We start from the raw sequence: 26,859 nt of genomic DNA, 5'->3' as shown, positions 1-26,859 counted from the left end.
TTTATTTATCTTTCACTTCTTTAATGACTAAATTATCTAATACGAAATCTTTAGTCCCTTCAAAGTTCACTTGACCTTCATTTTTAACACCTTTATTGTCTGCCTTTTTATCTGTTGATGCTATGCCAATCCATGTTTGACCATTTTTATGACCTTTAATTGTCGTTTTGAATTGACGATGTTTTTTATTATCTACAGTACCTTTCAATGGTGTTTCTTTATATTTTTGATTATCAATACTGTCGTTACCTGTAGCAAAAGCATATGTGTCATCAGATCCTGCTTCATAATCAAATGAAACTTCATATGTCTTATTTGGTTCAAATCTAAAGTTTTGAGGTATCGTTTGATAAGCAAGTTTATTCTTTTCTACTTGACCATTAATTTTTAATGACCATGTACCATCGATGACATCACTTATACGTTTATTATTCCATCCACGTTGTGTATAAGGTGCATGTTTTTCAGATAAGTGTGTTCTGTTATCTTCTACGCCTTCAATATCAGATACGACAAATGGGAATATGCCTTGAGGTACTTTTTCAAAATTTTGTTTAAACACTTTATCTTGTGAATATAATTGTTGATCATTTTCAAAAATTCGAATGTCATCAAAATATGTGACACCTTCACCTTTATCTCTAGAAAGCGTTAAAGTTGCTTTACCATTTTTAGGTGCTTTAAAGTGCACATACATATTTTGAAAATAACTTTCGTTACCTTTCGTTGCAGATTCTTTAGTTGTATTATGAGCGTTAGCTTTAACATAATTTTTAGCGATAGATTTAGTTGTATAATTTTGATGTGTTGTACCATCTGCATCTACACTAATTCGTGCTTTTTGATCACTTCGATTATCCACACCAACATAAACTGCATATTGTTTACCAGGTTTCAAATCTGTTAATTTTTGTTTCAATTCAACATTTTTCTTCGGATTATTAATCGTTAACATATTGTCGCTACTGTTTGATTTCGTAATAGAAACGTCTTTTTTAGATCCTTTAATTTTCCAATCTTTAAGATTTTCTGTATTAAATCCTGGATCTTTAATATGCATATCTTCTCCGTATTTCACTTTCTCTTTATGTTGTTTTGATTTATACAATACATATGGTGTATTCGCTTTAACATTGGTTAAGGTAACTTTTCCATCTTTAACGCGCACATTATCAACATATTGACGACCATGCTCTGTTAGTTGGTATAATTTTAAATGCTTACTGTTCCAACCTTTTGGTAATTCCCAAGTTGATTCTCCACCATCTTCATTATAATGATAGAGCTTTTGTTTCTTACTGTTTAATTGCTTACCATTTTCATCCCAGTTCCACGGAATTAAATATTTATTGCCATCTAATATCTTCTGACCATTTAACGTTATCGTTCTAGATCTATAATTTTCTTTATCATTTTCATAATCATTAGATTTACGTTTAATAACTACTTTATTTTTACCATTTTTTAATTGGATTTCCATTTCAGGTGTCCATTCAACAGTTTGGTCATTTGCTGTCATTTTGACTGGCTTGCCATCTACCCACTTCGTAACTTCAAAGTGCTGTAAGTATTTAGTAGATAAATTTGTTTTAAAAATATTATTAATGTATTCATCAAAGTTGTTTCTACCTTGCCAACCTTCAAAGTCTTTCATATCATATCCACCTAGTAATGGATAATCAGCTGCGCCTGAATAAGTTTGGTAATTACCTACCCAAGAGTCTTTCTCGTGGTTTCGAATAAATCTTGCGACTTTTGAATTAATCCCTTTGTTTTCATAACCACCATAAGTTAAATCTGCAGCCCAATGTTGGAATGTTGAATCATATTCCATACCGTGACCCCATTCAACAGCTACTCTCCAACCTAAATCTTGTATTTCTTTTGCTAATTGATGAGACATCCAAGCTTGGTTATCACCTGATTGACCATTGCCCCATACATCTACATAAATAAAGTCTAAATCTTTACCTACTTTATCTTTAAAAGCTTTTAATCGGTCTTTCCTACCATGCAACATGTCATATTTTGCATCAATGTTAATACCTTGATCTAACCAATTCCAACCATAATTATACGTACCGTCTTCATTTTTTCTTAAACGGTCGGGATTAAATGCTATAGACTCTGGATATGTTTCACTCGCATTAATATGTACGCCAAACTTTGCACCATATTTCTTACCGTTCTTAAGTAATTTCTTCATATCTTCTGCGCCACCAATACGTTGACCAATATTATCATAATCAAGATGACCAGAATCGTGACCCTCACTACCATATCCTTTTAAAATAATTGACTGACCTAATCCATCTGTATTTAAATTAACTTTTTTAACACCATCAAGTGATTTTAAAAATGGATTTTGTGCTTGTGAACCGAAATTCATTGCGATACGGTGTGCAACTAAATCAGGTACAGACTCTGAACCTGTCGGATGATTCATGATAGCTCTATATGCAATAGCACCATCTTGCCAGTCTGTTTTTCCATCACCATTTTCATCATCCGTTATAACAACTTTTGTTTTCGGCATTAAATGTTGTTCTTTAGCATTTTCATAACCTTGACCAGGCTACAATATCCATTTAGAACTGGATAAACCGACATATTTATCTTTATCTACTTGTTCCGAAGTCGCATTTATTCTCGTATAATCTAACTCTCCAGTTCCTTCAGAATGTTGTGAATTACTCCAAACACCTGCACTCGTCTTATCATTTGAAACAAAACCATACATCATTGGATAATTAAAATCATCTTCAATATCTTTGCTAACTTTAAAGTTTTTATCGCCACTTTTCATCGTATTTGTAGACATACGTGTTGTTTGTAAGTTAGCATTTTTCTGTTTAGAATTCACAGAAACTAATGAATGATTAGGTATTTCAAAATCTTTTATTATAGTATCATCACTTTTACCATCTAACTTATTTTTATAATCCTTCATATCAAAATGCAATTGGTTATCTTTAACCTTCATCTCAATTGTAAATTCAGCATCTATTTTTTTATCTTTATTAGAAGCAATTAATTGATATTGAGCTGCATGTGCATTAAGTTTTTTATACTTAACTTTCGGTTGAACCGATTTACCATTCACTTTAATCGTCTTAATTTCTTTAACTTGGCCATCCATCTTCTTACCATTTTTCAAAGTATATTCAATAGCCCTTGGAAATGACTTATCAACCTTCACTTTCATCTTATTGCTCTTTAATACGTCGCCTTTGTCTTTTGCTTCTACATGATGATTCGTCAGCGTTAATAAGCTGAACAACATAACAGAAACAATTGATACGACAAACAGTTTTTTCCTCCATACAAATGTTTTATTACTAAAATTCAAATTAAACACCCCTTTTTAAATTTGAAAACTTACATTTATTGTATACTTTTATATCATTATAGTCTAGCGTTTTTGTTCTATAACGTTTGATTTAACTTTCTATTTTGTTCATATAAACAAAAAGAACAAAATAATGAGATTCATCATTTCGTTCACAATTCATACTATTTATTTATAATTTTTAATTACTCTGACTATCAGTGCAATCATGGGAAAAATCATTAAGACAAGAACAATATAATATAAATTAACAATACTATTTTCCCAAGTAATTGGCACAATCACACCAAGCGCCATAATAAGCACTAAAATGATAATATTTACAAACATGCATACTAACAAATCACGAAAACTTGATTTATTCTTGTAATCGAATGTTTGCTTCCAAAAATTTATATATGTCATAAGCAACCCTCCATTAAATTTACAAAATATACCAAATATATCAATTAATATCAATTGTTTTTTAGTTGATTATTTAAAGATTTAAATTCTTTATTTATAACATCAATATTATGTCGTAAGTGAATACAACTTTCAATCAGCTCAACATTGAATAAAAACAAATCTTTATATATAATATATTCAAATCATAGACATTAATGAAAATTCAAAATATAAATGTGCAAAATAATATATAAAAGGAGTGATATTTCATGGAAATCATCGAACAAAAAATGCAAACATATTTTGAATGGTTACAACAAAATTATAAATATAAAAAGTTGGAGACTTCCACTGAAATAACTACTCCATTTAAAAACCATTTAAATGACTATATAAGAATATATGCAGATTTATTACCTGATAATCATATTAGACTATCAGATGATGGCCAAACATTTAATGAATTAGACATGTTAGATATTGATTTAACAAAAACACGAAAAAGATTAATTCATTCAATTCTGAACCAATTTAATTTAAGTTTAAAAGATGATGAAATCATAACAAATGTTGACAGTGACAGCTTTCCACAATCAAAACATAATTTAATTCAAGGTATATTAAAAATATACGATTTGACTTTAACAACTAAATCCAATGTATCTAACTTATTTTATGAAGAAGTTTTTGACTTTTTTTATAATGAGGAAATTACGGGCTCAGCAAAAGTGGCAATCCCTGGTGAAACTGGTATAAAATATTCAATTGATTTTATAATACCAGGAACAAAATTAAAATCAGAAAAGCTTGTGAATTTTTCTAATAACCTGGATTATAACAGAATAACAAGTGATCTATTTGCTTATCGTGATGTTAAGAATAATAGACCAAATAGAAATAATTTAAATTCTCAAATGTTAATTATCGCTAATGATTTAGAAAATACCATTTCGAAAAAAGCACAACAAGTAGCTGATTATGAAGGAATTCAAATTCTTAAATGGTCAAATAAAGATGAAATATTAAATACTCTAAAATAACTTACCAATTGTTGATTATAAAATGGTTACTCAATTAGAAATAACAAAGCACCTTAGCCAAAAATGGCTAGGTGCTTTATCTTTGACCTTTTATACTATTTATTATTTATTATAATCTTTTGGTTTACTTCATTAACTTCATGTTTAGTTGTCCAGGTACCTAATCTAAGATTTCTATAGATTTTATTTCACTTTCATCAAAATCATATAATGACTTACCGACAGACAAGTGCATAGAATCTTCGCCAGATTCGTTATCTACTTCATCATCGTAATTTGTAACTTTACCAATAAATTCTTGACCATCCTTTAAAGTTACCAATGCATTTTTACCAATATAAGTCCACAATTTCAACGTTGATTTTCCTTTCTTATTAAAGAATATATCATTATAAACCTATAGCGTTTCAATATTTCTAAAGTAATTGTTAAAAAACTTATTCATAAGGACTTTTATTCTTTTAGTACTCTCTCAAATATAATATATTATAAATTTACCTTATTTCCACTTTATGTAAATTACAGAAAATAATCTACAACATAAATACTTGATGATCCATGTTGTACATTATTATACTTTTGACACTTATTTGACACATGCACCCTTCTTTACTATTACTAATCTTCTATAGAATACCCTTTGTAGTTAATACAATTTTTATAACGTTGGCGTAAAAGTTCTAATACCACATATAACAAGGTACAAACATATACAAAAAAATCCCGTCATATCAACGTTACAAGTAACGAGATACAACGGGATATTGGTAATTTACGTCCTGGGAGGGATTCGAACCCCCGACCGACGGCTTAGAAGGCCGTTGCTCTATCCAGCTGAGCTACCAGGACATTTTCAACACAAGAATAATTATATCGAATAGATACTGATTTATCAATACTTTTTAAAAAGAAAAAGGTTTATTAAATCGCTTTCGAAGTATTATTACACGTTTAGTTATTTTATTTTACTTTTATTCGGTGATAACTATGTCATTAACTTTAACTGTATTGGCTTTTTCGGCTTTACACAAAGATTTATCTTCAAATATTTCTATAACACTCGCATGTACTAGTCCATTTGCTGTTAATACATATATGTTTTCGTTCTTATGTAAGTCGTTATATTCGTTTTTATTTATACAAAACTCATCATCATTGATAACTGATGTAACGTGTGTTCTGCCCATTTCTACCCCTCCTACGTATCATAACTTATTAGTTTTTACATAAAATTAACGACATTCATAATTATAAAACAATTTTTGTTTAATTGAAAGTTTATTCTAAATTTTTAATAAAATTGAGATATTCGTAAGAATATCTCAATAAATAAAATCTATTTGCCATTTTTGTTTTGCAAAATATATATTTAAAGTGCTAATGATAATTTTTCTATTTCTTCATTATTTCTATTTAAATATGTTAAAGTTGCATTATTTAATGCTTCGTCGAATTCGATGATGGCATATGTTTCTTCCCACTGTCCTCTTGTTTGAGAGATGCTTCCTGGATTGATACAATAAACGCCATCTATTGACTCACATAAAGCTATATGACTATGTCCATAAAATGCAAATTTAGCATGGTTATTTTTAGCATGGGCACTTAATACTTCTCTAGATGCTTTAATATCATATCTATGACCATGTGTATAGAAATAACCAATACCTTCTATTTCACCTTGTTCTTCTATTGGAAATTGTGGATCGAAATCACAATTTCCTTTAACTCTTTGATACAAACTTAGTTCTGTATCGTTATAGTCGAATTCAGAATCACCTAAATGTAAAAATAAATCTGCGTCTTTATTTTTTTCGTATATTTCATGAAGTATGCCTTGTTCGCCATGATTATCGCTAACAATTACCCATTTCATTGGAATCGCTCCCCTATGTCTTCATTCATTAATTTAATTGCATTACCACGGTGACTGATTGCACTTTTTTCTGCAGCAGTTAATTCTGCCATCGTTCTGTCTTGTGATGGTACAAAGAAAATTGGGTCATAGCCAAATCCATTTTCCCCTCGTGGTTCGTCTATAATTTCACCAGGTGCTTTACCTTCATATGTAACAGTTTCTTTACCAGGCTCACTTACAGCAATGGCACAAACAAATTCTGCTGCTCTATCTTCTATACCCTTTAAGTTTGTTAATAATTTTTCTATATTATCTTGATCATTTTTTTGTGCGCCTGCATATCTTGCTGAATAAATACCTGGTTCACCATTTAAAGCTTTTACAGATAATCCGCTATCATCAGCAATAACGATTTTATTTAATTGTTTTGAAGCCGCTTCTGCTTTCAAAATTGCATTTTCTTCAAATGTTGTACCTGTTTCTTCTACATCAAAATCAGGTGCAATTTCAGAAATACCTATAACATTTGCTTTTGGAAAAATGGTTTTAAAGTCATTTATCTTTCCTTGGTTATTTGATGCAATAATAATATCTTTCATATTTATCTCTCCTTACAATGTTATTCGTTCAACACGAGCATCTTCTATATGTAGCCACTCTTTTATCGTTCTCGTAATATGTTCAACATCACCATTTGCAAAAAATTGATGTTTCGGATTTGGTGTATAATATGAATGCTCATTACTAAAAGTCAATAATGCACTTACTTCTCTTGCTGTTTCTAAACCTGAAGATATAATTGTCTTGCCATCATCAAAATACTGATGAATCGCATCATATAGTAGTGGATAATGTGTACATCCTAAAATTACTGTATCTGAGTCATCATATCGCCACTGTTTAAGCGTTTGATGGATAACAATACTCGTAATCGTCGGATCTTTATATCTCATTTGTTCAACTAAAGGAACGAATCCTGGACAAGCGACGCCTTTAACTTCTACTTGAGGATTAATAGATTTGATACTTCGTCTATATGCTTCAGATTTAATTGTCCCTTCAGTACCAAGAACAAGTACACGATTATTTTTAGTTGTCATAATTGCTGTTCTTGAACCTGGATCAATAACTCCAATCACGGGTATTGATAACATTTCTTGTAAAGGTTTCAAAGCAACCGCAGTAGCTGTGTTACATGCGATGACTAGCATTTTAATATCTTTTTCAACTAAAAAGTTAGCTAATTGAATGGTAAATGATTTAACTTCTTCTCTTGTTCTCGGGCCATAAGGACACCTTCCTATATCACCTAAATAAAATATCGTCTCATTTGGCAATTGTCGCATGATTTCTTTAGCAACTGTTAAACCACCAATTCCTGAGTCGATTACGCCAATTGGTTTATTCATTCATCTTCACTTCGCATTCTTTTCAACATAATTTCTAACGCTTCATTAAACTTTATTTTATCTTCATCTTCCATAATAGATAGAAGATCTTCAGTATAAATTTGTCTCGCTTGAACAACTTCGTCAATAAGTGCCGTGCCTTTTTCTAATAATTTGACGTGGAATACTCTTTTATCTTTCTCAGATTGAATTCTTTGAACGAGTTCTTTTTTCTCAAGTTTATCTACTATATCTGTTGTTGTAGAATATGCTAAAAATAAACGTTTAGATAACTCACCAATTGTAATTTGATCATGCTCATTGAGCCATTGTAAAGCAATAAATTGAGGCGGTGTTATATCATAAACCTTTAACTGACCTCTTGATTTTAATTTCGTTCTTTCTACTATATGTCTTAACGAATATTCAATCTGTTTTGTAATTTCTTCCATAGTTGTTTGTACCTCTTTTCTCATCAAACTTATATTAATAATAATAACACATACGCTTATTTGCAGTTAATGAATTGGTCTTTATGTTATATAAATAAACAAATAAGAGGCCAAGACATAAAATTATGTCCCAGCCTCTCATATCTTTATTAGTTTACTTCGTGATCTGAACCGAAGAATGATTTAAACATTTGGAAAGTAGCCTCTCTGTTCATTGCTGCGATTGATGTTGTTAAAGGAATACCTTTTGGACAAGCATTTACACAGTTTTGAGAACTACCACACTCTTGTATACCACCATCAGACATAAGTGCTTTAATACGTTCATCTTTAGTCATGCTTCCAGTTGGATGCAAGTTGAACAAACGAACTTGAGATATTGCTTGAGCTCCCATGAAATTATTATTCACGTTTACGTTCGGACAAACTTCTAAACATACACCACATGTCATACATTTAGAAAGTTCATATGCTGTTTGACGTTTTTTCTCAGGCATACGAGGTCCTGGTCCTAAGTCATAAGTACCATCAATTGGTACCCAAGCTTTAACTTTTTTCAAGTTATCGAACATACGAGAACGGTCAACTTGTAAATCACGAATAACTGGGAATGTCTTCATTGGTTCAAGTTTAATTGGTTGTTCCAATTGATCAATAATAGCTGAACATGATTGACGCGCTTTACCGTTAATAACCATAGAACATGCACCACAAACTTCTTCAAGACAGTTCATATCCCAAGTTACTGGTGTCGTCTTTTCACCATTTGACTTAATCGGATTTCTTTGAATTTCCATTAAAGCTGCAATAACGTTCATATTTGGTCTATAAGGAATCTCAAATTTTTCTTCATAAGGTTGAGATTTATCATTTTCTTGACGTTTGATAATGATTGAAATCGTTTTGTTTTCTTGGTTTTGACCTTGTGCATTGTTTTCAACTGTTTGAGTGTCTGCCATAATTATTTACCTCCTTTAGATTTCTTAGAGTAATCACGTTTACGAGGTTTAATGTGACTAATATCCACTTCTTCATATGAAAATTCTGGTGCTTCTTTAGGTCCTCTAAATTGAGCAATCGTTGTTTTTAACCACTCTTCATCATTACGGTCTGGGAATTCTGGTTTGTAATGTGCACCACGTGATTCGTTACGATTATATGCACCAATCGTAATAACTCTTGCTAACACTAACATATTCCATAATTGACGCGTAAAGAATACAGCTTGGTTACTCCAAGTAGATGTATCTTCCATATCAATATTTTGATATCTTTCCATCAACTCAACAATTTTCTTATCTGTTTCTAGAAGTTTATCATTATGACGAACAACTGTAACATTGGCTGTCATAATTTCTCCTAATTCTTTGTGTAACTTATAAGCATTTTCTGTACCTTTAAGTTGTAATAAATGATCGAATTTTTCTTGTTCTTCATTTATACGTTTTTGGAAAATTTCTTCATCTAATTCTGTATATGATTTTTCAATATTATTAGCATATTTAACTGCATTTGGTCCTGCAACCATACCACCATAAATAGCAGATAATAAAGAGTTTGCACCTAATCTATTTCCACCATGTTGTGAGTAGTCACATTCACCAGCAGCGAATAAACCTTTAATATTTGTCATTTGATCAAAGTCTACCCAGATACCGCCCATTGAATAATGAACTGCTGGGAAAATTTTCATTGGGACTTTACGAGGGTCGTCACCAGTGAATTTTTCATATATTTCTATTATACCACCAAGCTTAACATCTAACTCATGTGCATCTTTGTGTGATAAATCAAGGTATACCATGTTTTCACCGTTAATACCAAGTTTTTGGTTCACACAAACATCAAATATTTCACGAGTCGCAATATCACGAGGTACTAAGTTACCGTAATCAGGATATTTTTCTTCTAAGAAATACCAAGGTTTACCGTCTTTATACGTCCAAATACGTCCACCTTCACCACGAGCTGATTCACTCATTAATCTTAATTTATCATCACCAGGAATTGCAGTTGGATGAATTTGAATAAACTCACCATTTGCATATTTAGCACCTTGTTGATAAACAACAGAAGCTGCTGAACCTGTATTAATCATTGAGTTAGTAGATTTACCAAATATGATACCTGGTCCACCAGTTGCCATAATTACAGCATCTGATCCAAATGATTCGATTTTAGAGTCTGTTAAGTTTTGGGCGATGATACCACGTGCAGCATCTTCCTCATCTTTAACAATACCTAAAAATTCCCAACCTTCATATTTTGTAACTAAACCTTTAACTTCATAACTTCTAACTTGTTCGTCTAATGCATATAGTAATTGTTGTCCAGTTGTTGCACCTGCATATGCAGTTCTATGATGCAAAGTACCACCAAATCGACGGAAATCTAAAAGTCCTTCTGGTGTACGGTTAAACATTACACCCATTCTGTCTAATAAATGTATGATACTTGGTGCTGCTGCAGTCATATTTTTTACAGGTGTTTGGTTAGCGAGGAAATCTCCACCATACACTGTGTCATCAAAGTGAATGTCAACAGAGTCGCCTTCACCTTTAGTATTGACAGCTCCGTTAATACCACCTTGAGCACAAACAGAGTGTGAACGTTTAACAGGTACTAATGAGAATAAATCAACATGCGCACCTTGTTCAGCAGCTTTAATAGTTGCCATTAGTCCTGCTAAACCACCACCGACAACAATGATTTTGTTGTTTGCCATAAAAATTGTCACTCCCCTAAAAAGTATAAATCCTATACGAATGCAAAAATAGCTCTTAAGCCAATAATACTAATTACGATAAATACAAATAAAGTTACATAAGTCATAAAACGTTGTGATTTTGGTGATTGTGTAATTCCCCAAGTAATGAAGAATGACCATAAACCATTTGAGAAATGGAATATAACACTTAATACACCAATAACATATAGCGTTACAGAAATTGGATTAGATAAAATATCTGAAACCATATCAAAGTCAACGTGATGACCTAATGCAGCTTGAATACGCGTTTGGTAAACATGAACAGCTATGAAAATAAATGATATGATACCAGTTAAACGTTGTAATAAGAACATCCAGTTTCTAAATAGTGAATGCCTTCCTACGTTTTCTTTAGCTGTAAACGCTATGTATAATCCATAAATAGCGTGGAATAGTATAGGAATATAAATAACTACAACTTCTAATACAATTTTAAATGGTAAATTCCACATAAAATCTGATGCTTTATTAAAAGCTTCTGGACTTATCGTTGCAAAATGGTTAATAACCAAATGCTGAATTAAGAATATTCCTATAGGAATTACACCTAATAATGAATGAATACGACGTAAAATAAACTGTTTTTCGCTTGACGCCAAAAGAAGTCCCCCCTAACTTTAATCTATGGCTCTATCGTTATATTAAGAATATAATAATCTGAAAACGATTACATACATCCCAAAAAAAATTCGATGAGCATTTACATGTATATTGTAACATCATTAAGTATGAATTTGGGCATGAGAATTATTCTCATACCCAAATATATAGATTTTTTGTTGTAATTTTACCATTTATTTACTAAGCTTATCTACTAAGTTTTGAGCAACCTTTTTCGGAACACCAATTTTAACAAAATCCTCTAAATTCGATTCTCTCATTTTTTTAATTGAGCCAAAATGTTTTAATAATGTTTGTTTACGTTTTGGTCCAATACCTTCTATTTCATCTAAAGCTGACTTAAGTGATGTTTTTTGTCGTGTTGATCTATGGAAACTAATTGCAAATCGGTGCACTTCATCTTGAATGCGTTGAAGTAAATAAAATTCTTGAGAATTTTTCTTTAGTGGTATAATTTCTGCTTGTGATCCGTACAATAATTCTGAAGTTTGGTGTTTGTCATTTTTACTTAGACCTGCAATTGGTATATCAAGTCCTAGTTCATTTTCTAATACATCTCTCACTGAAGACATATGTCCTTTACCACCATCGACAATAATTAAATCAGGAATTGGTAGTCCTTCTTTTAATACTCTTGTATATCTTCTTCGAACCGCTTCTTGCATTGACTTGTAATCATCTGGACCTTTTACAGATTTAATTTTATATTTGCGATAGTCCTTTTTACTTGGCTTACCATCCACAAAAGCAATCATAACAGACACTGGATCTACACCTTGAATATTAGAATTATCAAATGCTTCAATTCTAATCGGTGTTTGAATACCCATAGCCTCTCCTAAGTTCTCAATAGCTTTGATCGTTCTAGATTCATCTTTCGCAATTAATTCAAATTTATTTTTAAGTGAAATGCTCGCATTTTTTATCGCAAGATCCACCATTTCTTTTTTCTGACCTCTTTTAGGCTGAACCACTTTTGAATCAACGACTGACTCAACTGTTTTAATGTCTAAATTTTTCGGAATATGAATTTCCTTAGGCGTTAAATGTTGATTTAAAGAATAGAATTGTCCAATAAATGTATAGAATTCTTCTTCAGCAGTTTGAATAATAGGTATCATAGATGCTTGTCTTTCAATTAATTTACCTTGTCTAATAAAGAATACTTGAATACACATCCACCCTTTATCAACAGAATAACCAAATATATCCCTCATTGTCATATCTGCTGACATCATATTCTGTTTATAATTTAACATTTCAATATGTTGTATTAAGTCACGGTATTCTTTCGCTTCTTCAAACTTCAAAGCTTCACTCGCTTGATTCATCTTCTCGTTTAAGTCATTGACGATTGTTTTGTCATCACCATTTAGAAAATCAGTAATTTCTTTAACCATCGTTTGATACTCGCTTTGTTCGACTGGATAAACGCAAGGTCCTAAACATTGGCCAATATGATAATAAAGGCATACTTTATTTGGCATTGTGACACATTTTCTTAACGGATAAATTCTATCTAGTAATTTTTTCGTTTCATGTGCGGCATAAGCATTAGGATATGGTCCGAAGTATTTACCCGAATCTTTTTTTACAGTTCTCGTCACGATAAGTCTAGGGTGTTTTTCTTTTGTAATTTTTATAAATGGATAACTTTTGTCATCTTTTAATAATATATTATAACGTGGTTGATGTTTTTTAATTAAGTTAAGTTCAAGTAATAAAGATTCTATTTCACTTGAAGTCACGATAAATTCAAAATCTCTAATCTCCCCTACGAGTCGAGTTGTCTTTTCATCATGTGCACCTGTGAAATAGCTACGAACTCTGTTTCTTAATCGTTTAGCTTTTCCAACATATATAACCGTTTGTTGTCTATCTTTCATGATGTAACATCCAGGATCTGTTGGTAAAACTTCAAGTTTTTGCTTAATTTTCTTTTGGTAGTCTTCCACCTTTATCACCTACCTTTTTAAATTCATTATATCAATAAAATTTACATTGACCAAAACATATGTTCTATATAAATATCTATCATCACACAAAAACTGCCTACAAAGTCATATGCTTTGTAGACAGTTTGGATTAATCATAGGTTGTAACGATTAATAATGTTTAGATAGTACTTGTTCTAGTTGTTCTTTAGGTTGGAAACCTACTACTTTATCTACAGCTTCGCCATCTTTAAATACGATTAAAGTTGGGATACTCATAACTTCGTATTTAGCTGCTGTTGCTTGGTTTTCATCAACGTCTAATTTAACGATGTTAGCTTTACCTTCAACGTCTTTAGCTAAATCTTCTAATACTGGCGCGATCATTTTACAAGGTCCACACCATGGTGCCCAGAAGTCCACTAAACTAACGCCTTCTTTGATTTGTTCATCGAAATTTGCATCTGTTGCTTTTAATAATGCCATTGGAAAAATCCTCCTTGTTAACTTATGATAATGAGAGTATAGCACGCTTTATTTTGCAATGCATGTTGTTTGCTCAAAGTGTATTGTACTTGATATGAACTATATTAGCAATCACTTAAATTCAGGTTTTCTTTTGTTTATAAATGCATCAATACCTTCTTTTGCATTGTCGCTTTCAATAATATCAACAAAATGTCTTTCTTCAATTTGATCACTTTCTAATGATAAATCTAAATTAGACATTTGCTTGATGACTTTAATAGAGTCTAAAGATTTAGAAGCGATTGTAGTAGCTAATTTTTCAGTAGCTTGTTCTAATGCTTCTTTATCTTCGACTATTTCATTAAATAAATGTTTCACTTCTTCTAAATTGATATTCTCACCAGTTAACGCAGCTTGTAAAGCTTTATGTTGTCCTAACATTGCGGATAATCGTCTGACACCACCAAAGCCCGGGAATATACCTAAGTTAATTTCAGGTAATCCTACTTTTGTATCTTTCGTGATTAATCTCATATCACATGCTAAAGCAAGTTCAAAGCCACCGCCTAAACAAACACCATGAATTGAACTGATAACTGGCTTATGACATGTCTTAATCAATCTAAATAATTTAGCACTTGTAGAAGCTAAATCTAATCTTTCATGTTTAGTTAGTTCTGGGAATGATTTAATATCTGCACCTGCAGAGAAACATTTTTCATTACCTTTTATAACGATGACTTTCACATCTTCATTGAATCCTTCTGTTTCAATTGCTTCAATAATGCTATTTAATACTGCCTCATTTAAAGCATTTACCGGACCATGATTTAATTGTATATAAAGAACGTGGTTTTCGACATTTGTATTTATCAAGAAAATTCCTCCTTATAAAAATATTAAGTATGCAATACCTGCTATAAATGTTAAAGCAGAAATAACGAGTAATACTTTAGCTAGTTTATACATATCAAAATTATCCAATATGTTTCCTCCTTATTTCAATGTTACAACAGTAACACCAAATCCACCTTCTGAAGGCATACCTGTACGATATGATTCTACAGAACGATGTTTTTTAAGATGGTCAGCTACACCTTTTTGTAATGCACCTGTACCTTTACCATGAATAATGTTCACTGTACCGTAATTAGAAAGTACTGCTTGATCGATATATTGGTCTAATTCTAACATAGCATCTTCATATCGGTAACCTCGTAAATCTAAATCCATTTTTATTGTAGAGCGATTCGTTCTAGGAACAACTTTGCTTGGTTGTTGTTTCTTTTTATCTAGTTTTTCTAAATCTTTTACTTCTATTTTCATTTTTAGTATACCCATCTGAACAACAACTTCTTCATCGCTGATCACATCGATAACTTCACCTTTTTGACCGTATGATAATACTTTAACGTCATCACCTTTTTCAATCTTATCGTGACGTTCTTTTTTAACATTTTGTTTCAGAGATTGCGATGTATATTGATTATCAAGTCGTTTCTTTCGCTCAATCAATTCATGCTCTTTTACATTTGCAGCTGAATTATCTCTCATATCTCTTAGTTCTTGAAGGATTGTTTCCGCTTCTTCAGTCTTCTGTTTAACTTCTTGATTGGCTTTATTTCTCGCTTCATCCATCAATTGTGTTTTGAAGTTTTCAAAGCGTTGTAATTCTTGCGTTAATGATTGATGCAAGTCTATAGATTCTTGTTTTAATTTTTCAACTTCAATACGATCATTTTCAACAGATTTAGCATTTTTCTCAAGTGATTCTATCATGACATTGATTTCTTTTTCATCTTGACCAATCAGTGATTTTGCATGATTGATGAGTTCATTTTTTAGCCCTAATTTTTTAGAGATTTCAAATGCGTTTGAGCGTCCTGGTATACCCATTAATAATTTATAAGTTGGTCTTAATGTTTCAACGTCAAATTCAACACTTGCATTCATCACTTTCTCTCGATTATAGCTATATGCTTTAAGTTCAGGATAATGTGTTGTTGCCATGATTAAAGCATCTCTTTCAATCGTATAATCTAAAATACTCATTGCTAATGCTGCACCTTCACTCGGATCAGTTCCTGCTCCTAATTCATCAAATAAAATTAATGAGTCTTTATCCGCTTGATCAATAATGTTGACGATATTTTTCATATGTGATGAAAAAGTCGATAACGATTGTTCAATAGATTGTTCGTCACCAATGTCACAAAATACTTTCTTAAATATTGTTATAATTGCGCCATCTAATGTCGGAATTAACAAACCAGATTGTGCCATTAACGTGATTAAACCAACTGTTTTTAAGGTAACGGTCTTACCACCAGTATTAGGACCTGTAATAATAACAGCATTAATGTCTTCTTTAAATTCAATCGTATTGCTAACAACTTCTGATTGATTAATTAATGGATGTCTTGCTTTAGGTAAATATATTGCTCTATCTTCAGATATGATTGGTTTAGTAGCTTTAATAGTTGCACCAAATTTAGCTTTTGCTGTCACAAAGTCTAAATGCCCCATAACTTCTGTACTTGAAAGTAATTCATAGCCTACTTCGCTTACTTGTTCTGTCAGTATATATAACAATCTATCTTTTTCTTCTTTTTCTTTAGCTTTAACTTGAGCAATTTGATTATGCATTTCAACAATTGCACTTGGTTCAATATATAATGTTTGGCCAGATGCAGATTGATCATGCACGATACCATTAAAATCTTGACGATATTCTGCTTTAACCGGAAGTACATGTCTATCATTTCTAACCGTAACAATTGAATCCGATAATTTCTTCTGATTAGCTGAAGATCTAACCATTTGCTCTAATCTTGATTTAATGCGATCGTTCGTTTTTTTAATTTGATGTCTCAATTCAGCTAATTTCGGACTTGCTGTATCAAACAAATCGTGCTCATCACACTGTTCACTTATTTGATTCAGCAAGTCACTTAATACTGGCAATTGCGCTACATAACCATCGATATTTGGATAAAGGATTGCTTCATCTTCATCAACGATACTAGCGTAAAATGTTTTGAATCTATTTTGAACTTGAATATTACGTTTAATTTGGTTTAATTCTTCAACGTTTAACAAACTGCCAATTTCTGCACGTCTTACATAAGACTTAATATCTTTTAGGCCTGAATAACCAGGTACTCTATGTTTATTATAAATTTGAGTCATTTCGTCTGTTTCATTTATACTTTGCTGAACTGTTTCAAGTTCATCACTTGGTTTAAGTTCGTTAATAAGGCGTTCAGCAATATCACTTGTCGCATGAGTAGACAATTGTTGAATAATTAAGGGATATTCAAGAACTTTTAATGTTTTCTCATTCATATTATCTTCCCTCTTCTTTTAATACTTTATTTTGTTGATTGGATCCATTTTTTAAATGCCTCACGTGATTTAGCATTAATAACTTGTGATTTTTTAACCCAACCTTTTTGAGCCGTTCCAACACCATATTTCATGAAATCAAAATGATCAATATGATGGGCATCCGTATTAATTGTAATCATTAGGTCAGGATTATTTTTTAATACGTCAGCGTTTAAATCTAATCGTTGTGGATTAGCATTCAGTTCTAATACTGTATTAGTATCTCTTGCCATTTTAATAAGTTCATCAATATTAGGACGATATCCTTCTCTTCTGCCAATAATTCTACCTGTCGGATGTGCTATATGTCTGACATATTGATTTTCACATGCAGTTCTAAGTCTATTCATAATCTCCTCTTCAGATTGATTGAAACTTTGGTGGATTGCTGCAATCACATAATCTAATTCTTTCAATACGTCATCTGGATAATCTAAACTACCATCTGGTTTAATATCCATTTCTGTACCACTATAAATATCAATTTCTTTATATGATTCATTTAGTTTTTTAATTTTTTCGTTTTGTTCCAATAAACGTTCAATAGATAATCCATTTGCTACTGCTAAACTTCTAGAATGGTCTGTAATACAAATAAATTGATATTGACGTTCAATTGCCGCTTCAATCATTTCTTCAAGTTTAAATGCACCATCACTATAAGTTGTATGCATATGAATATCACCATTAATATCTTCTAACTGTATGATATCTTGAATATCTTTATCAAATTCTGTACCATCCTCACGCATTGTTGGTGGTATATATGGCACGTTAAAATGATCATAAATTTCCTTTTCACTTTGATAAGTAATGATATTACCATTTGCTTCTTCTATACCATACTCACTTACTTTTTCATTTTTTTGTTTAGCAAGTTGTCTAATTTTTATATTATGGTCTTTAGAACCTGTAAAATGTTGCAATGTATGATAGAAAGCTTCTGGTTGAATCAGTCTAAAATCAACACCAATAACATCATCTTCAATTTGTAAATCTAGAGAAACTTTCGTTTGTCCAACAGCAATTTGTTCTTTAATATCTGGAAAATCAAGTAGTGCTTGTTGTACTTTTGTAGGTTCTTCAGTCGAAATAATATAATCTAAGTCTTTGCTCATTTCTTTCATTCTTCTGAAACTACCTGCAACTTGATATTGAATAATGTCTTCAATATTATCTAAAAATTGATTAATAACTTCATGTGTTTTAATCATAGTATTGATTGGATATTTTTCAGGTCGTTGCCCTAACACTTTCGCTTCTTCAAGAAGTTTTTGTTCAGTCTTTTTCGCAAAACCTGGTAATTCGGACACTTGATTATTTTCACACGCTTTGATTAAATCTTCTTTATTTTTTATATCTAATTCTTTATATAATTTCGCAATTTTTTTACTACCTAATCCAGGTATTTTTAATAATGGAATAAGTCCTTCTGGAATTTCTTGTTTTAACTCATCTAAATAACTTTGTGTCCCATTATCTATATATTCATTTATGACATCGCCTACACCTTTACCAATGCCTTTTAATGATGTCACATCTTCAATTTCGTTTAACGTTCTTTCATCTGTTTCCAATGATTGACTTGCTTTTCTGTATGCTGATACTTTAAATGGATTCTCACCTTTAATTTCCATGTATATTGCAATTGTTTCTAACATTTTTACGATATCTTTTTTTGTTAACATGTCTATTCCTCCGTAAAAAAAGTCATAGGTTCTCCCATGACTTTTTTCAATATGAATTCATTTAATTTGAAAGCCATTTTACTAATTGATCAGATAAGAATGGTGTCTTTGTTAATACTGCATTTCCAATAGAAGATTGTTGTAATGCATCTATAAAAGGTGCTACGGGGATTACCGCAACTGCTGCTAGTATGATAATTACAACTAAATATGCTTCTATAAATCCAAGTACGATACCATAATACCTTGCATATTTACCGTCAAATTCCATTTGATGATAAAAATCAAATACTGTTGCTACAATTTGTAAAATTATTTTAGTAAAAACAAATAAAATGAGAATCGCCATAATATTATAAAATGCATTCTCATTATTAATACTGTTAAATATTGCATTCTTACCTTCTGTAGACGCACTCGGATAAGGTAATATTAAATGCAATTGCTTGCTAAATGGTGCGTAACAAATGCTGGCAATCACCAATGAACTAATCGTGCCGATAGAATGTAATGATTGTAATACTAAACTACGTCTATATCCAATGATGACACCTATAATTAAACATAAAAATATAAGTAATGTTATCATTCTAAATGTCCTTTATTTTTTAATTGTTTGATTTCTTCTCTTAAGTTTTCATTTTCTTCTTCTAATTTAACATATTCATGCATAACATTAACAGCTGTAAGAACAGATTTACGCGTTGTATCCAAGCCTGCATTTAATTGCCCGAGCGCTTGCAACTTTTCATCCACTCTACCAGCTACATATCGAATATGTGATGGATCGTCTTCACCAATAATTGTATAATGTTGATCATTTATAACCACTGTCACTCTATTTTTATTTTCACTCATTATACTACCCCTGTTCAAATTATAAATGGATTTCTATATATGTAATCATACTATATTATACATGACATAAGTTCATTTGTGTATGAATATCCACCAACTTGATTTGAGAAAATTCGTTTATATCATAAATTTATGCTACTCTATTTATAGAAAAAATTAAAAAGGCAGGACTTAAAAGTGGCAAACATCGTAAAAACAATTGACTCCAATACAATCGATCAACTTATAAAACAATATAATATGGAAACAAAGAACTTACCAACTGGCACTTTAGCCCGCAAGAAAATAAAAAGTACACAAGTCCAAATATACCGTTCAAAAAAAATAATGTTTCAAGGTAAAGATGCAGAACAAGTAGCAAGTGAAGTACTTAAACAAAACATAACGTCATCACCATCTAAAGCAACACCAGCTCCAAAAAAACATGAATTTGATATACATAATACAATTGGTAGTGATGAAGCAGGCAGTGGCGATTATTTTGGCCCACTCACAGTATGTGCAGCATATGTATCTAAACAAAACGCTAAAATATTAAAAGAAATCGGTGTGATGGACTCCAAGTCTTTAACTGATCCAAAAATTGTAGAACTAGCTGAACAAATTATACAAATATGCCCTCATTCTCTAATTGTACTTGATAATCCCAATTACAATACAAAGCAAGCAGAAGGTTGGAGTCAAGTTAAAATGAAAGCAGTTCTTCACAATCAAGCTATTAAAAATGTCATCTCACGAATCGACGAACAAGAATTAGAACAAATTGTGATTGACCAGTTTGTACAAGCAAGCACTTATGAACGATACATTATTGGTCAAATGCCACGTAAAGACATTACACACTTTGAAACAAAAGGTGAATCAAAATCTATCGCAATTGCTGCAGCAAGTATTATCGCAAGATATGCATTTGTTAAACACATGGATCAATTAGCAAAATCTTTAAATGTCATTATTCCTAAAGGCGCAAGTAATAAAGTAGATCTAGAAGCAGCAAAAATCGTCCAAAAATATGACATGCAACAGTTAGATAAAATTACGAAAACACATTTTAAAAATAGAGATAAAGTATTAGACCTTATTAATCGAAAAAGGAGAAATTAATATGTTACTTATTACATTCAGTTGGCAAGTCATACTTGCTCTAATCATTATTTGCTATTTAATTTGGTTTATCGGTAAACAACTGACAAATTCAACAAACAAGCGAAAAAAATAATATAAAAACACAGCAATCTGATATGATCCTTCAGATTGCTGTGTTTATTTGTATATCTTATGCTCTTAATGTCGCACCATTTTGTTCTAATGCTGTTAAGATTTGCTCGTGTACTGCTGAAACTTTATCTTCTGTCAATGTTTCATTAACGTCTAAATAATCTAAGCGAATTGCGACCGATTTCTTGCCTGGTTCCATATGTTCGCCTTCGTAAACGTCAAATACTTCTGCGTTATTTAATATATCTGCACCATTTTCATTAATTGTATGAATAAGTGTAGCTGCCGTAACTTCTGTGTTAACAACTAGTGCAATATCTCTTGAAACTCCTGGGAATTTTGGAATCGCTTCGTATTCAATTTTGCCAACAGGTTGTCCTAAGATTTTTGTGAAGTTTAACTCAAACACATAAGTGCGGTCTAAGTCATTTTCTTTTTCAACTTTAGGATGTAGCTCTGCTATTAAACCAACAACTTCATCATTCAATTTAACGTATGCTGTTCTACCTGGATGTAATAAGTCTAATGTCGTCGCTTCATAAGTGAACGTTAAGTTTAATTGTTCTGCAAGACGTTCTACAATTCCTTTTACTAAGAAGAAATCAACAGGTTCATCTTTTTGTTGCCATTTATTACTTGTATATTGTCCTGTTAAAATACCACTTAAAAATTCAACTTCTGTTGGTAATTGATCTTTTCCGTTACTATAGAACACTTTACCAAGTTCATATAAAGCAACGTTTTTATTCTTACGCGCAACATTATAACGTGTAGCGTCAACTAATCTAGGTAATAAACTTTGACGTAATACAGCTTGATCTTCACTCATAGGCATCATAAGTTCTACAACTTCTTGTTGTTCTAAAGTATAGTTTTGAGCAACATCTTTACGAACTAATGAATACGTAATAGCTTGATCTAAACCAGCACCTTCAAGAATTTCTTTAACTTTTCGTGTCTTCAATTGGTTATCTGTTAAATAGCCAGCAGTTGCATTATCAAAGTTTGGCAATGTCGAAGGTAATTGATCATATCCGTAAATACGCGCAACCTCTTCGATTAAGTCTGCTTTAATCGAAATATCATTTCTTCTTGATGGCACTTCTACTTTAAAGGCATCGTCAGATACAATCGTTTCAAATCCTAAACGATTAAATATTGTATTAATTTCATCTGTAGAAAGGTCGAAACCGATTAATTGATTAACATCTTGTGTCGTAATGTCTATCGTACGAGACAATTCTGGTAAATTACCGTCTGATACAACTTCACTTAACACAGTTCCACCAGCAATATCTTGTAATAATTTTGCTGCTCTATCTAAAGCGTCGAGTACTCTTTCACTCGCAATACCTTTTTCGAATCTGCTTGAAGCTTCACTTCTTAAGCCTAATCGTCTTGATGTTTGTCTAACATTTGTAGCATTAAATAATGCACTTTCGATTACGACATTTTGAGTGTTTTCTGTAACTTCTGAGAAATCGCCACCCATTACACCAGCGATTGCAATTGGTTCTTCACCATTTGTTATAACAAGGTCTGAAGTTAGTAGTTCTCTTTCAACATTATCTAATGTTGTGATTTTTTCATTTTCATGTGCATAACGTGCAACAATTTGATCTGACCCAATTTGATCTTGATCAAACATGTGTAACGGTTGACCATACTCTAAAAGTACGTAATTCGAAACATCTACCACGTTGTTAATTGGACGGATGCCAGCTTTCATTAATCTAGACTGCATCCATGATGGAGATGGTGCAATTGTTACATTTTTAACAACTCTAGCTGCATAGAATGGAACACCTTCTTGATCTTGAACAGTCACTGATAATGATTGACTAGCTTTCTCTTCAGATTCATCTAAAGAAGTATTTGGGTATTGTATGTCATTGCCATATAATGCACTCACTTCATGTGCAGCACCAAGCATACTTAAACAGTCTGCTCTATTTGGTGTCAAATCAAAGTCTAATACATCGTCATTTAATAATAATGCTTCTAGAGCATCACTACCAGGCGTTGGTTCGTTTGAGAAGACGTAAATGCCATCTGCATATTTTTTAGGCATAACATTTGGATCAATACCTATTTCTTGTAATGAACAAATCATACCTTCTGATACTTCACCGCGTAATTTAGCTCTTTTAATTTTAACGCCACCAGGTAAACGACCACCTACTCTTACAACGATGACATATTGATCTTTATCTACATTTGGTGCACCACAAACGATTTGTACGGGTTCTTCTTCACCAACATCCACTATACAAATATTCAGTTTATCTGCTTCTGGATGTTTCTCTTTAGAAACCACATGTCCAACGACTAATTTTTTAATATCGTCTCCATAATGTGTAACACTATCAACTTCAATACCGCTTCTTGTAATTTTCTCAGCTAAATCTTCAGTATTAGCATCTATATTTATATATTCACTTAACCACTCTTTACTTACTAACATTATGCTTCACCACCATCTTCTACAGGCTTAAATTGTTCTAAAAATCTCACGTCATTTGTATAGAAATGTCTAATATCTTCAATTCCATATTTCAACATTGCCATTCTGTCTGGTCCTAAACCAAAAGCAAATCCAGAATATTTATTTGAATCAAAGCCTGCCATTTCTAATACATTTGGATGTACCATTCCTGAACCAAGAACTTCTATCCAACCTGTTTGTTTACAAACGTTACATCCTTTACCTTTACATTTGAAACATGACACATCTACTTCAACTGACGGTTCAGTGAATGGGAAGAAACTTGGTCTTAGTCTAATTTCACGATCTTTACCAAATAATTTACGTGCTAATAATTCTAATGTTCCTTTTAAGTCACTCATCTTGATATTTTCAGCTACGACTAAACCTTCAATTTGTGTGAATTGATGACTGTGTGTCGCATCATCAGAGTCTCTACGGTAAACTTTACCTGGACAGATGATTTTAACTGGTCCAACACCATTACGTTTTTCTAAAGTTCTCGCTTGTACAGGAGATGTATGTGTACGCATTAAGATTTCTTCTGAAATATAAAAAGTATCTTGCATATCACGTGCTGGATGAGACTTTGGTAAATTAAGTGCTTCAAAGTTATAATAGTCAGATTCTACTTCATAACCTTCAACGATTTCATAACCTAAACCAATAAATAAATCTTCTAAATCTTCATTGATTTTAGTTAGTGGATGTTTCGCACCTAAACTTACTTTTCTACCAGGCAACGTTACATCGATTGTTTCATTCTCTAATTGTTGGTTTAATGCTTCCTCTTCTAAAAGTACTTGTTTAGCTTCGATTTCTTTCTCAACAGCTTTACGTACTTCGTTCACAAGTTGACCAAATTCTGGTCTTTCTTCTTTAGGTAATTCTTTCATTTCTTTCATAAGGCCTGTAATAACGCCTTTTTTACCTAAATAATTTACTTTCACGTCTTGTAATGATCTTTCTGCTTTTGCTTCATTAATTCTTACAAGCGCATCTTGTCTTAATTCAGATAACTTTTCTCGTAATGACATATATATCCTCCTATTTTGGTCGAAAAAAAGACTCCGCCTCCTCAAATATAGAGGGACGAAGTCTTCCGTGGTACCACCCAAATTTATACATAGTTATGCATACACTTATATGTTGATAACGGATCTACATTCCGACTTAAATTTCTTTAAGTAGCTAAAAAGATGAAAAAAATTAAGTTACAACATAGGATTTTTCAGTCTCGAATCCATTCCCTTGTCATGTGTAAACATTAATTTACGTCCTTTTGTAAGCTCATATTGATTATGAAATCATTATATTAAATATTATATAATTGGTCAACCTTTCAAATGATAAAGCAAGATACCACAAGATACAGCTACATTTAAACTTTCAGCTTTGCCATATAGCGGTATATGAAGATTCTTAGTCGTTTGTTCAAGTATCTCTGAATCAACGCCAGCACCTTCATTCCCCATGATTAACGCAAAGTTTGTATGACTTTTGACTTCTCGATATTCAACTGCATTTTGAAGACTTGTTCCGTAAGTTTCGCCATCAAATTGTTCCATAAATTCAAATATATCTTGCTCAACAACTGGTAAATGAAAGACACTACCTTGTGAAGCACGTAATACTTTATCTTGATACGGGTCTGCACTACCTTTTGAATAAATAACAGCGTCCATACCTGCAGCGTCAGCGTTACGAATCAACGCGCCCATATTACCTGGATCTTGTACTCTATCTAATACAAGGACTTGTTTAAAATTACTCGTTTCGTATGTAGGCATTTCGACAACCGCAAATATACCTTGAGGTGTCGTTGTGTCAGATAATGATTCTGCCACTTTAAAATTAATGACATATGCTTCCTTTGCATATTCAACAATTTTCTCATCAACTCTTGCATAATCTACTGCTAATAATGTAACGATATTCAGTTGACTATGATAAGCTTCTTCAATTAAATGAAAACCTTCAATAAGAAATTGCCCTTGTTTAACTCGTTCTTTTTTCTTTTTTAATTTATTCATTTGTTTAATTTTATTATTTTGAACTGAAGTAATTTCTTCCATAGTAACACCTCATCTTCTCATTATGATATAAAAATATTATATACGAAAAAAGACTGCCAACAAAGTCAAAGACATTGATGACAGTCTTAAGCACCTTAGTTTAGGTGTTTAAATATTAATTATTATTTAGAAACGACTTCTTTACCTTTGTATGATCCACATGCTTTACATACACGGTGAGATAATTTCATTTCTCCACAGTTTGAACATTCTACCATACCTGGTACTGAGATTTTGAAATGCGTACGACGTTTTCTTTTAGCTGTTTTTGAAGTTCTTCTAGCTGGAACTGCCATGTCTTATTCCTCCTTAAATTTTATAAACACTTTTCCGATTATTTTTCGTCATCGAAGAATTGTTGTAATTTTTGAAGTCTTGGATCAACTTTCTTTTCAGTTTCTTGTTCTGAATCTTCGGTTGACTCAATTTGATCTTCGCCAATAACTTCCCAACCATCGCCTGCCATTGAAATATCTTCGCTACCTTCAGAGAATACTTGTAACGGTTTCTCTAAAATAACAAGTTCTTCAATGATTGGTAATAAATTAATCATGCCGCCTTCGAGTTTATGTCTCAATTCGTCATCATTATTATTACTTTCACTAAATTCATCTAGCTCAAATATTTCTACTGATGTAGTATCAAATGGTAGCTCTACTGGCTTTAAAGTACGGGCACATGGTAACGTCAATACACCATTAATGTCAAGATTGACAATTATCTCATGCATTCGCACTTGAACGTCTCCTGTTACTTTTATTGGAGATATATCGATAAGTTCATCTACCCTATCAATAAGGTATTTCATATCGATTTCTTTATCAAAAGTAAATGGTTCGTTTTGGTATTTTTTAAGTTGTGTTATTGACCACTTCATCTGG

Annotated in this window: 26 protein-coding genes and 1 tRNA gene; 2 read left to right on the top strand and 25 right to left on the bottom strand. The window is 31.8% G+C overall.

What is annotated here, in order from left to right; translation table 11 throughout:
- Nucleotide 1: 1 nt before the first annotated feature.
- From LQ686_RS02165 to LQ686_RS02160, 3 genes are all read right to left on the bottom strand, one after another.
- The gene (locus LQ686_RS02165) at nt 2-2,536 is read right to left on the bottom strand and encodes an endo-alpha-N-acetylgalactosaminidase family protein (RefSeq protein WP_275068167.1); all 2,535 of its coding nucleotides are present in this window, start codon (nt 2,534-2,536) and stop codon (nt 2-4) included.
- A 39-nt stretch (nt 2,537-2,575) separates the two neighbouring features.
- Nucleotides 2,576-3,349 (bottom strand): hypothetical protein, encoded by a 774-nt coding sequence (locus LQ686_RS14160; protein ID WP_275068166.1) that lies wholly within the window; start codon nt 3,347-3,349, stop codon nt 2,576-2,578.
- 168 nt (nt 3,350-3,517) lie between these two features.
- Entirely contained in the window at nt 3,518-3,754 is a 237-nt protein-coding gene (locus LQ686_RS02160) for a hypothetical protein (RefSeq protein ID WP_037559882.1), read from the bottom strand.
- Between the two features lie 251 nt (nt 3,755-4,005).
- Between LQ686_RS02160 and LQ686_RS02155 the strand changes: the two genes are divergently transcribed.
- Nucleotides 4,006-4,776: a DUF1828 domain-containing protein gene (locus tag LQ686_RS02155; protein ID WP_084754799.1), complete on the top strand. Its 771-nt coding sequence runs from the start codon at nt 4,006-4,008 to the stop codon at nt 4,774-4,776.
- A 160-nt stretch (nt 4,777-4,936) separates the two neighbouring features.
- Here LQ686_RS02155 and LQ686_RS02150 read toward each other — a convergent pair whose 3' ends face one another.
- The 17 genes from LQ686_RS02150 to zapA all read right to left on the bottom strand — a co-directional run bounded on the left by LQ686_RS02150 (nt 4,937) and on the right by zapA (nt 20,200).
- Entirely contained in the window at nt 4,937-5,131 is a 195-nt protein-coding gene (locus LQ686_RS02150) for an LSM domain protein (protein WP_107596691.1), read from the bottom strand.
- A gap of 420 nt (nt 5,132-5,551) precedes the next feature.
- Nucleotides 5,552-5,625: transfer RNA gene (locus tag LQ686_RS02145), tRNA-Arg, on the bottom strand.
- Between the two features lie 122 nt (nt 5,626-5,747).
- Nucleotides 5,748-5,963, bottom strand: coding sequence for a hypothetical protein (locus LQ686_RS02140; protein WP_037587508.1), 216 nt, complete (start codon nt 5,961-5,963; stop codon nt 5,748-5,750).
- 182 nt (nt 5,964-6,145) lie between these two features.
- Nucleotides 6,146-6,652: a metallophosphoesterase family protein gene (locus LQ686_RS02135; protein ID WP_037587506.1), complete on the bottom strand. Its 507-nt coding sequence runs from the start codon at nt 6,650-6,652 to the stop codon at nt 6,146-6,148.
- Nucleotides 6,649-7,233: an XTP/dITP diphosphatase gene (locus LQ686_RS02130; RefSeq protein ID WP_107596692.1), complete on the bottom strand. Its 585-nt coding sequence runs from the start codon at nt 7,231-7,233 to the stop codon at nt 6,649-6,651. Before LQ686_RS02130 ends, LQ686_RS02135 begins: the two co-directional genes overlap by 4 nt.
- 12 nt (nt 7,234-7,245) lie before the next feature.
- Entirely contained in the window at nt 7,246-8,043 is a 798-nt protein-coding gene (gene racE / locus LQ686_RS02125) for a glutamate racemase (RefSeq protein WP_107596693.1), read from the bottom strand.
- Complete coding sequence (locus LQ686_RS02120) at nt 8,040-8,474, bottom strand: MarR family winged helix-turn-helix transcriptional regulator (RefSeq protein WP_025904623.1); 435 nt, start codon at nt 8,472-8,474, stop codon at nt 8,040-8,042. Before LQ686_RS02120 ends, racE begins: the two co-directional genes overlap by 4 nt.
- 149 nt (nt 8,475-8,623) lie before the next feature.
- Nucleotides 8,624-9,433 carry a succinate dehydrogenase iron-sulfur subunit gene (gene sdhB / locus LQ686_RS02115; RefSeq protein ID WP_037587502.1) on the bottom strand — a complete coding sequence of 270 codons (810 nt, stop codon included), beginning with the start codon at nt 9,431-9,433 and terminating at the stop codon, nt 8,624-8,626.
- A 2-nt stretch (nt 9,434-9,435) separates the two neighbouring features.
- The gene (sdhA, locus tag LQ686_RS02110) at nt 9,436-11,199 is read right to left on the bottom strand and encodes a succinate dehydrogenase flavoprotein subunit (protein WP_107596694.1); all 1,764 of its coding nucleotides are present in this window, start codon (nt 11,197-11,199) and stop codon (nt 9,436-9,438) included.
- 32 nt (nt 11,200-11,231) lie between these two features.
- Entirely contained in the window at nt 11,232-11,843 is a 612-nt protein-coding gene (locus LQ686_RS02105; protein ID WP_025904626.1) for a succinate dehydrogenase cytochrome b558 subunit, read from the bottom strand.
- A gap of 195 nt (nt 11,844-12,038) precedes the next feature.
- Nucleotides 12,039-13,820: an excinuclease ABC subunit UvrC gene (gene uvrC / locus LQ686_RS02100; protein WP_107596695.1), complete on the bottom strand. Its 1,782-nt coding sequence runs from the start codon at nt 13,818-13,820 to the stop codon at nt 12,039-12,041.
- A gap of 150 nt (nt 13,821-13,970) precedes the next feature.
- The gene (gene trxA / locus LQ686_RS02095; RefSeq protein ID WP_025904628.1) at nt 13,971-14,285 is read right to left on the bottom strand and encodes a thioredoxin; all 315 of its coding nucleotides are present in this window, start codon (nt 14,283-14,285) and stop codon (nt 13,971-13,973) included.
- Nucleotides 14,286-14,396: 111 nt separating this feature from the next.
- Nucleotides 14,397-15,143, bottom strand: a complete 747-nt coding sequence (locus LQ686_RS02090) for an enoyl-CoA hydratase/isomerase family protein (protein ID WP_107596696.1) — start codon at nt 15,141-15,143, stop codon at nt 14,397-14,399.
- A gap of 120 nt (nt 15,144-15,263) precedes the next feature.
- Nucleotides 15,264-17,612: an endonuclease MutS2 gene (locus tag LQ686_RS02085; protein ID WP_119475373.1), complete on the bottom strand. Its 2,349-nt coding sequence runs from the start codon at nt 17,610-17,612 to the stop codon at nt 15,264-15,266.
- Between the two features lie 26 nt (nt 17,613-17,638).
- Entirely contained in the window at nt 17,639-19,342 is a 1,704-nt protein-coding gene (gene polX / locus LQ686_RS02080; protein ID WP_107596698.1) for a DNA polymerase/3'-5' exonuclease PolX, read from the bottom strand.
- Between the two features lie 61 nt (nt 19,343-19,403).
- Nucleotides 19,404-19,931 carry a CvpA family protein gene (locus tag LQ686_RS02075; protein ID WP_239733119.1) on the bottom strand — a complete coding sequence of 176 codons (528 nt, stop codon included), beginning with the start codon at nt 19,929-19,931 and terminating at the stop codon, nt 19,404-19,406.
- Nucleotides 19,928-20,200 (bottom strand): cell division protein ZapA, encoded by a 273-nt coding sequence (gene zapA, locus LQ686_RS02070; protein ID WP_107596699.1) that lies wholly within the window; start codon nt 20,198-20,200, stop codon nt 19,928-19,930. Before zapA ends, LQ686_RS02075 begins: the two co-directional genes overlap by 4 nt.
- Nucleotides 20,201-20,377: 177 nt before the next feature.
- On the opposite strand from zapA, the gene rnhC reads away from it, so the two are divergent.
- A complete protein-coding gene (rnhC, locus tag LQ686_RS02065; protein ID WP_107596700.1) occupies nt 20,378-21,304 on the top strand; it encodes a ribonuclease HIII in 927 nt (308 codons plus the stop codon).
- A gap of 172 nt (nt 21,305-21,476) precedes the next feature.
- Here the strand turns inward: rnhC and pheT are convergent, their stop codons facing one another.
- The 5 genes from pheT to LQ686_RS02040 all read right to left on the bottom strand — a co-directional run bounded on the left by pheT (nt 21,477) and on the right by LQ686_RS02040 (nt 26,855).
- Nucleotides 21,477-23,882 (bottom strand): phenylalanine--tRNA ligase subunit beta, encoded by a 2,406-nt coding sequence (gene pheT, locus LQ686_RS02060; protein WP_107596701.1) that lies wholly within the window; start codon nt 23,880-23,882, stop codon nt 21,477-21,479.
- A complete protein-coding gene (gene pheS / locus LQ686_RS02055) occupies nt 23,882-24,940 on the bottom strand; it encodes a phenylalanine--tRNA ligase subunit alpha (protein WP_025904636.1) in 1,059 nt (352 codons plus the stop codon). Before pheS ends, pheT begins: the two co-directional genes overlap by 1 nt.
- Nucleotides 24,941-25,237: 297 nt before the next feature.
- The gene (locus tag LQ686_RS02050; RefSeq protein WP_107596702.1) at nt 25,238-25,978 is read right to left on the bottom strand and encodes a TrmH family RNA methyltransferase; all 741 of its coding nucleotides are present in this window, start codon (nt 25,976-25,978) and stop codon (nt 25,238-25,240) included.
- Between the two features lie 122 nt (nt 25,979-26,100).
- A complete protein-coding gene (gene rpmF / locus LQ686_RS02045; RefSeq protein WP_025904638.1) occupies nt 26,101-26,274 on the bottom strand; it encodes a 50S ribosomal protein L32 in 174 nt (57 codons plus the stop codon).
- A 38-nt stretch (nt 26,275-26,312) separates the two neighbouring features.
- Nucleotides 26,313-26,855: a YceD family protein gene (locus LQ686_RS02040; protein ID WP_107596703.1), complete on the bottom strand. Its 543-nt coding sequence runs from the start codon at nt 26,853-26,855 to the stop codon at nt 26,313-26,315.
- Nucleotides 26,856-26,859: the final 4 nt, after the last annotated feature.

The sequence above is a fragment of the Mammaliicoccus sp. J-M41 genome, assembly GCF_022385935.1.
Lineage (GTDB): Bacteria > Bacillota > Bacilli > Staphylococcales > Staphylococcaceae > Mammaliicoccus > Mammaliicoccus sciuri_A.
Note: the sequence above shows the minus strand (reverse complement) of the source record. Positions and strands in the feature narration are given on the sequence as shown.

What these genes read in the sequence shown, in the direction of transcription:
- polX (WP_107596698.1), bottom strand. Translation starts at nt 19,342, where the DNA reads ATGTTAACAAAAAAAGATATCGTAAAAATGTTAGAAACAATTGCAATA.
- LQ686_RS02135 (WP_037587506.1), bottom strand. Translation starts at nt 6,652, where the DNA reads ATGAAATGGGTAATTGTTAGCGATAATCATGGCGAACAAGGCATACTT.
- LQ686_RS02085 (WP_119475373.1), bottom strand. Translation starts at nt 17,612, where the DNA reads ATGAATGAGAAAACATTAAAAGTTCTTGAATATCCCTTAATTATTCAA.
- LQ686_RS02160 (WP_037559882.1), bottom strand. Translation starts at nt 3,754, where the DNA reads ATGACATATATAAATTTTTGGAAGCAAACATTCGATTACAAGAATAAA.
- racE (WP_107596693.1), bottom strand. Translation starts at nt 8,043, where the DNA reads ATGAATAAACCAATTGGCGTAATCGACTCAGGAATTGGTGGTTTAACA.
- trxA (WP_025904628.1), bottom strand. Translation starts at nt 14,285, where the DNA reads ATGGCATTATTAAAAGCAACAGATGCAAATTTCGATGAACAAATCAAA.
- sdhA (WP_107596694.1), bottom strand. Translation starts at nt 11,199, where the DNA reads ATGGCAAACAACAAAATCATTGTTGTCGGTGGTGGTTTAGCAGGACTA.
- LQ686_RS02165 (WP_275068167.1), bottom strand. Translation starts at nt 2,536, where the DNA reads ATGCCGAAAACAAAAGTTGTTATAACGGATGATGAAAATGGTGATGGA.
- sdhB (WP_037587502.1), bottom strand. Translation starts at nt 9,433, where the DNA reads ATGGCAGACACTCAAACAGTTGAAAACAATGCACAAGGTCAAAACCAA.
- LQ686_RS02040 (WP_107596703.1), bottom strand. Translation starts at nt 26,855, where the DNA reads ATGAAGTGGTCAATAACACAACTTAAAAAATACCAAAACGAACCATTT.
- zapA (WP_107596699.1), bottom strand. Translation starts at nt 20,200, where the DNA reads ATGAGTGAAAATAAAAATAGAGTGACAGTGGTTATAAATGATCAACAT.
- LQ686_RS02120 (WP_025904623.1), bottom strand. Translation starts at nt 8,474, where the DNA reads ATGGAAGAAATTACAAAACAGATTGAATATTCGTTAAGACATATAGTA.
- LQ686_RS02050 (WP_107596702.1), bottom strand. Translation starts at nt 25,978, where the DNA reads ATGGAAGAAATTACTTCAGTTCAAAATAATAAAATTAAACAAATGAAT.
- pheS (WP_025904636.1), bottom strand. Translation starts at nt 24,940, where the DNA reads ATGTCATTACGAGAAAAGTTATCTGAATTAAGACAAGATGCGCTTGTA.
- rpmF (WP_025904638.1), bottom strand. Translation starts at nt 26,274, where the DNA reads ATGGCAGTTCCAGCTAGAAGAACTTCAAAAACAGCTAAAAGAAAACGT.
- LQ686_RS02130 (WP_107596692.1), bottom strand. Translation starts at nt 7,233, where the DNA reads ATGAAAGATATTATTATTGCATCAAATAACCAAGGAAAGATAAATGAC.
- LQ686_RS02075 (WP_239733119.1), bottom strand. Translation starts at nt 19,931, where the DNA reads ATGATAACATTACTTATATTTTTATGTTTAATTATAGGTGTCATCATT.
- pheT (WP_107596701.1), bottom strand. Translation starts at nt 23,882, where the DNA reads ATGTTAGTAAGTAAAGAGTGGTTAAGTGAATATATAAATATAGATGCT.
- LQ686_RS02140 (WP_037587508.1), bottom strand. Translation starts at nt 5,963, where the DNA reads ATGGGCAGAACACACGTTACATCAGTTATCAATGATGATGAGTTTTGT.
- LQ686_RS02155 (WP_084754799.1), top strand. Translation starts at nt 4,006, where the DNA reads ATGGAAATCATCGAACAAAAAATGCAAACATATTTTGAATGGTTACAA.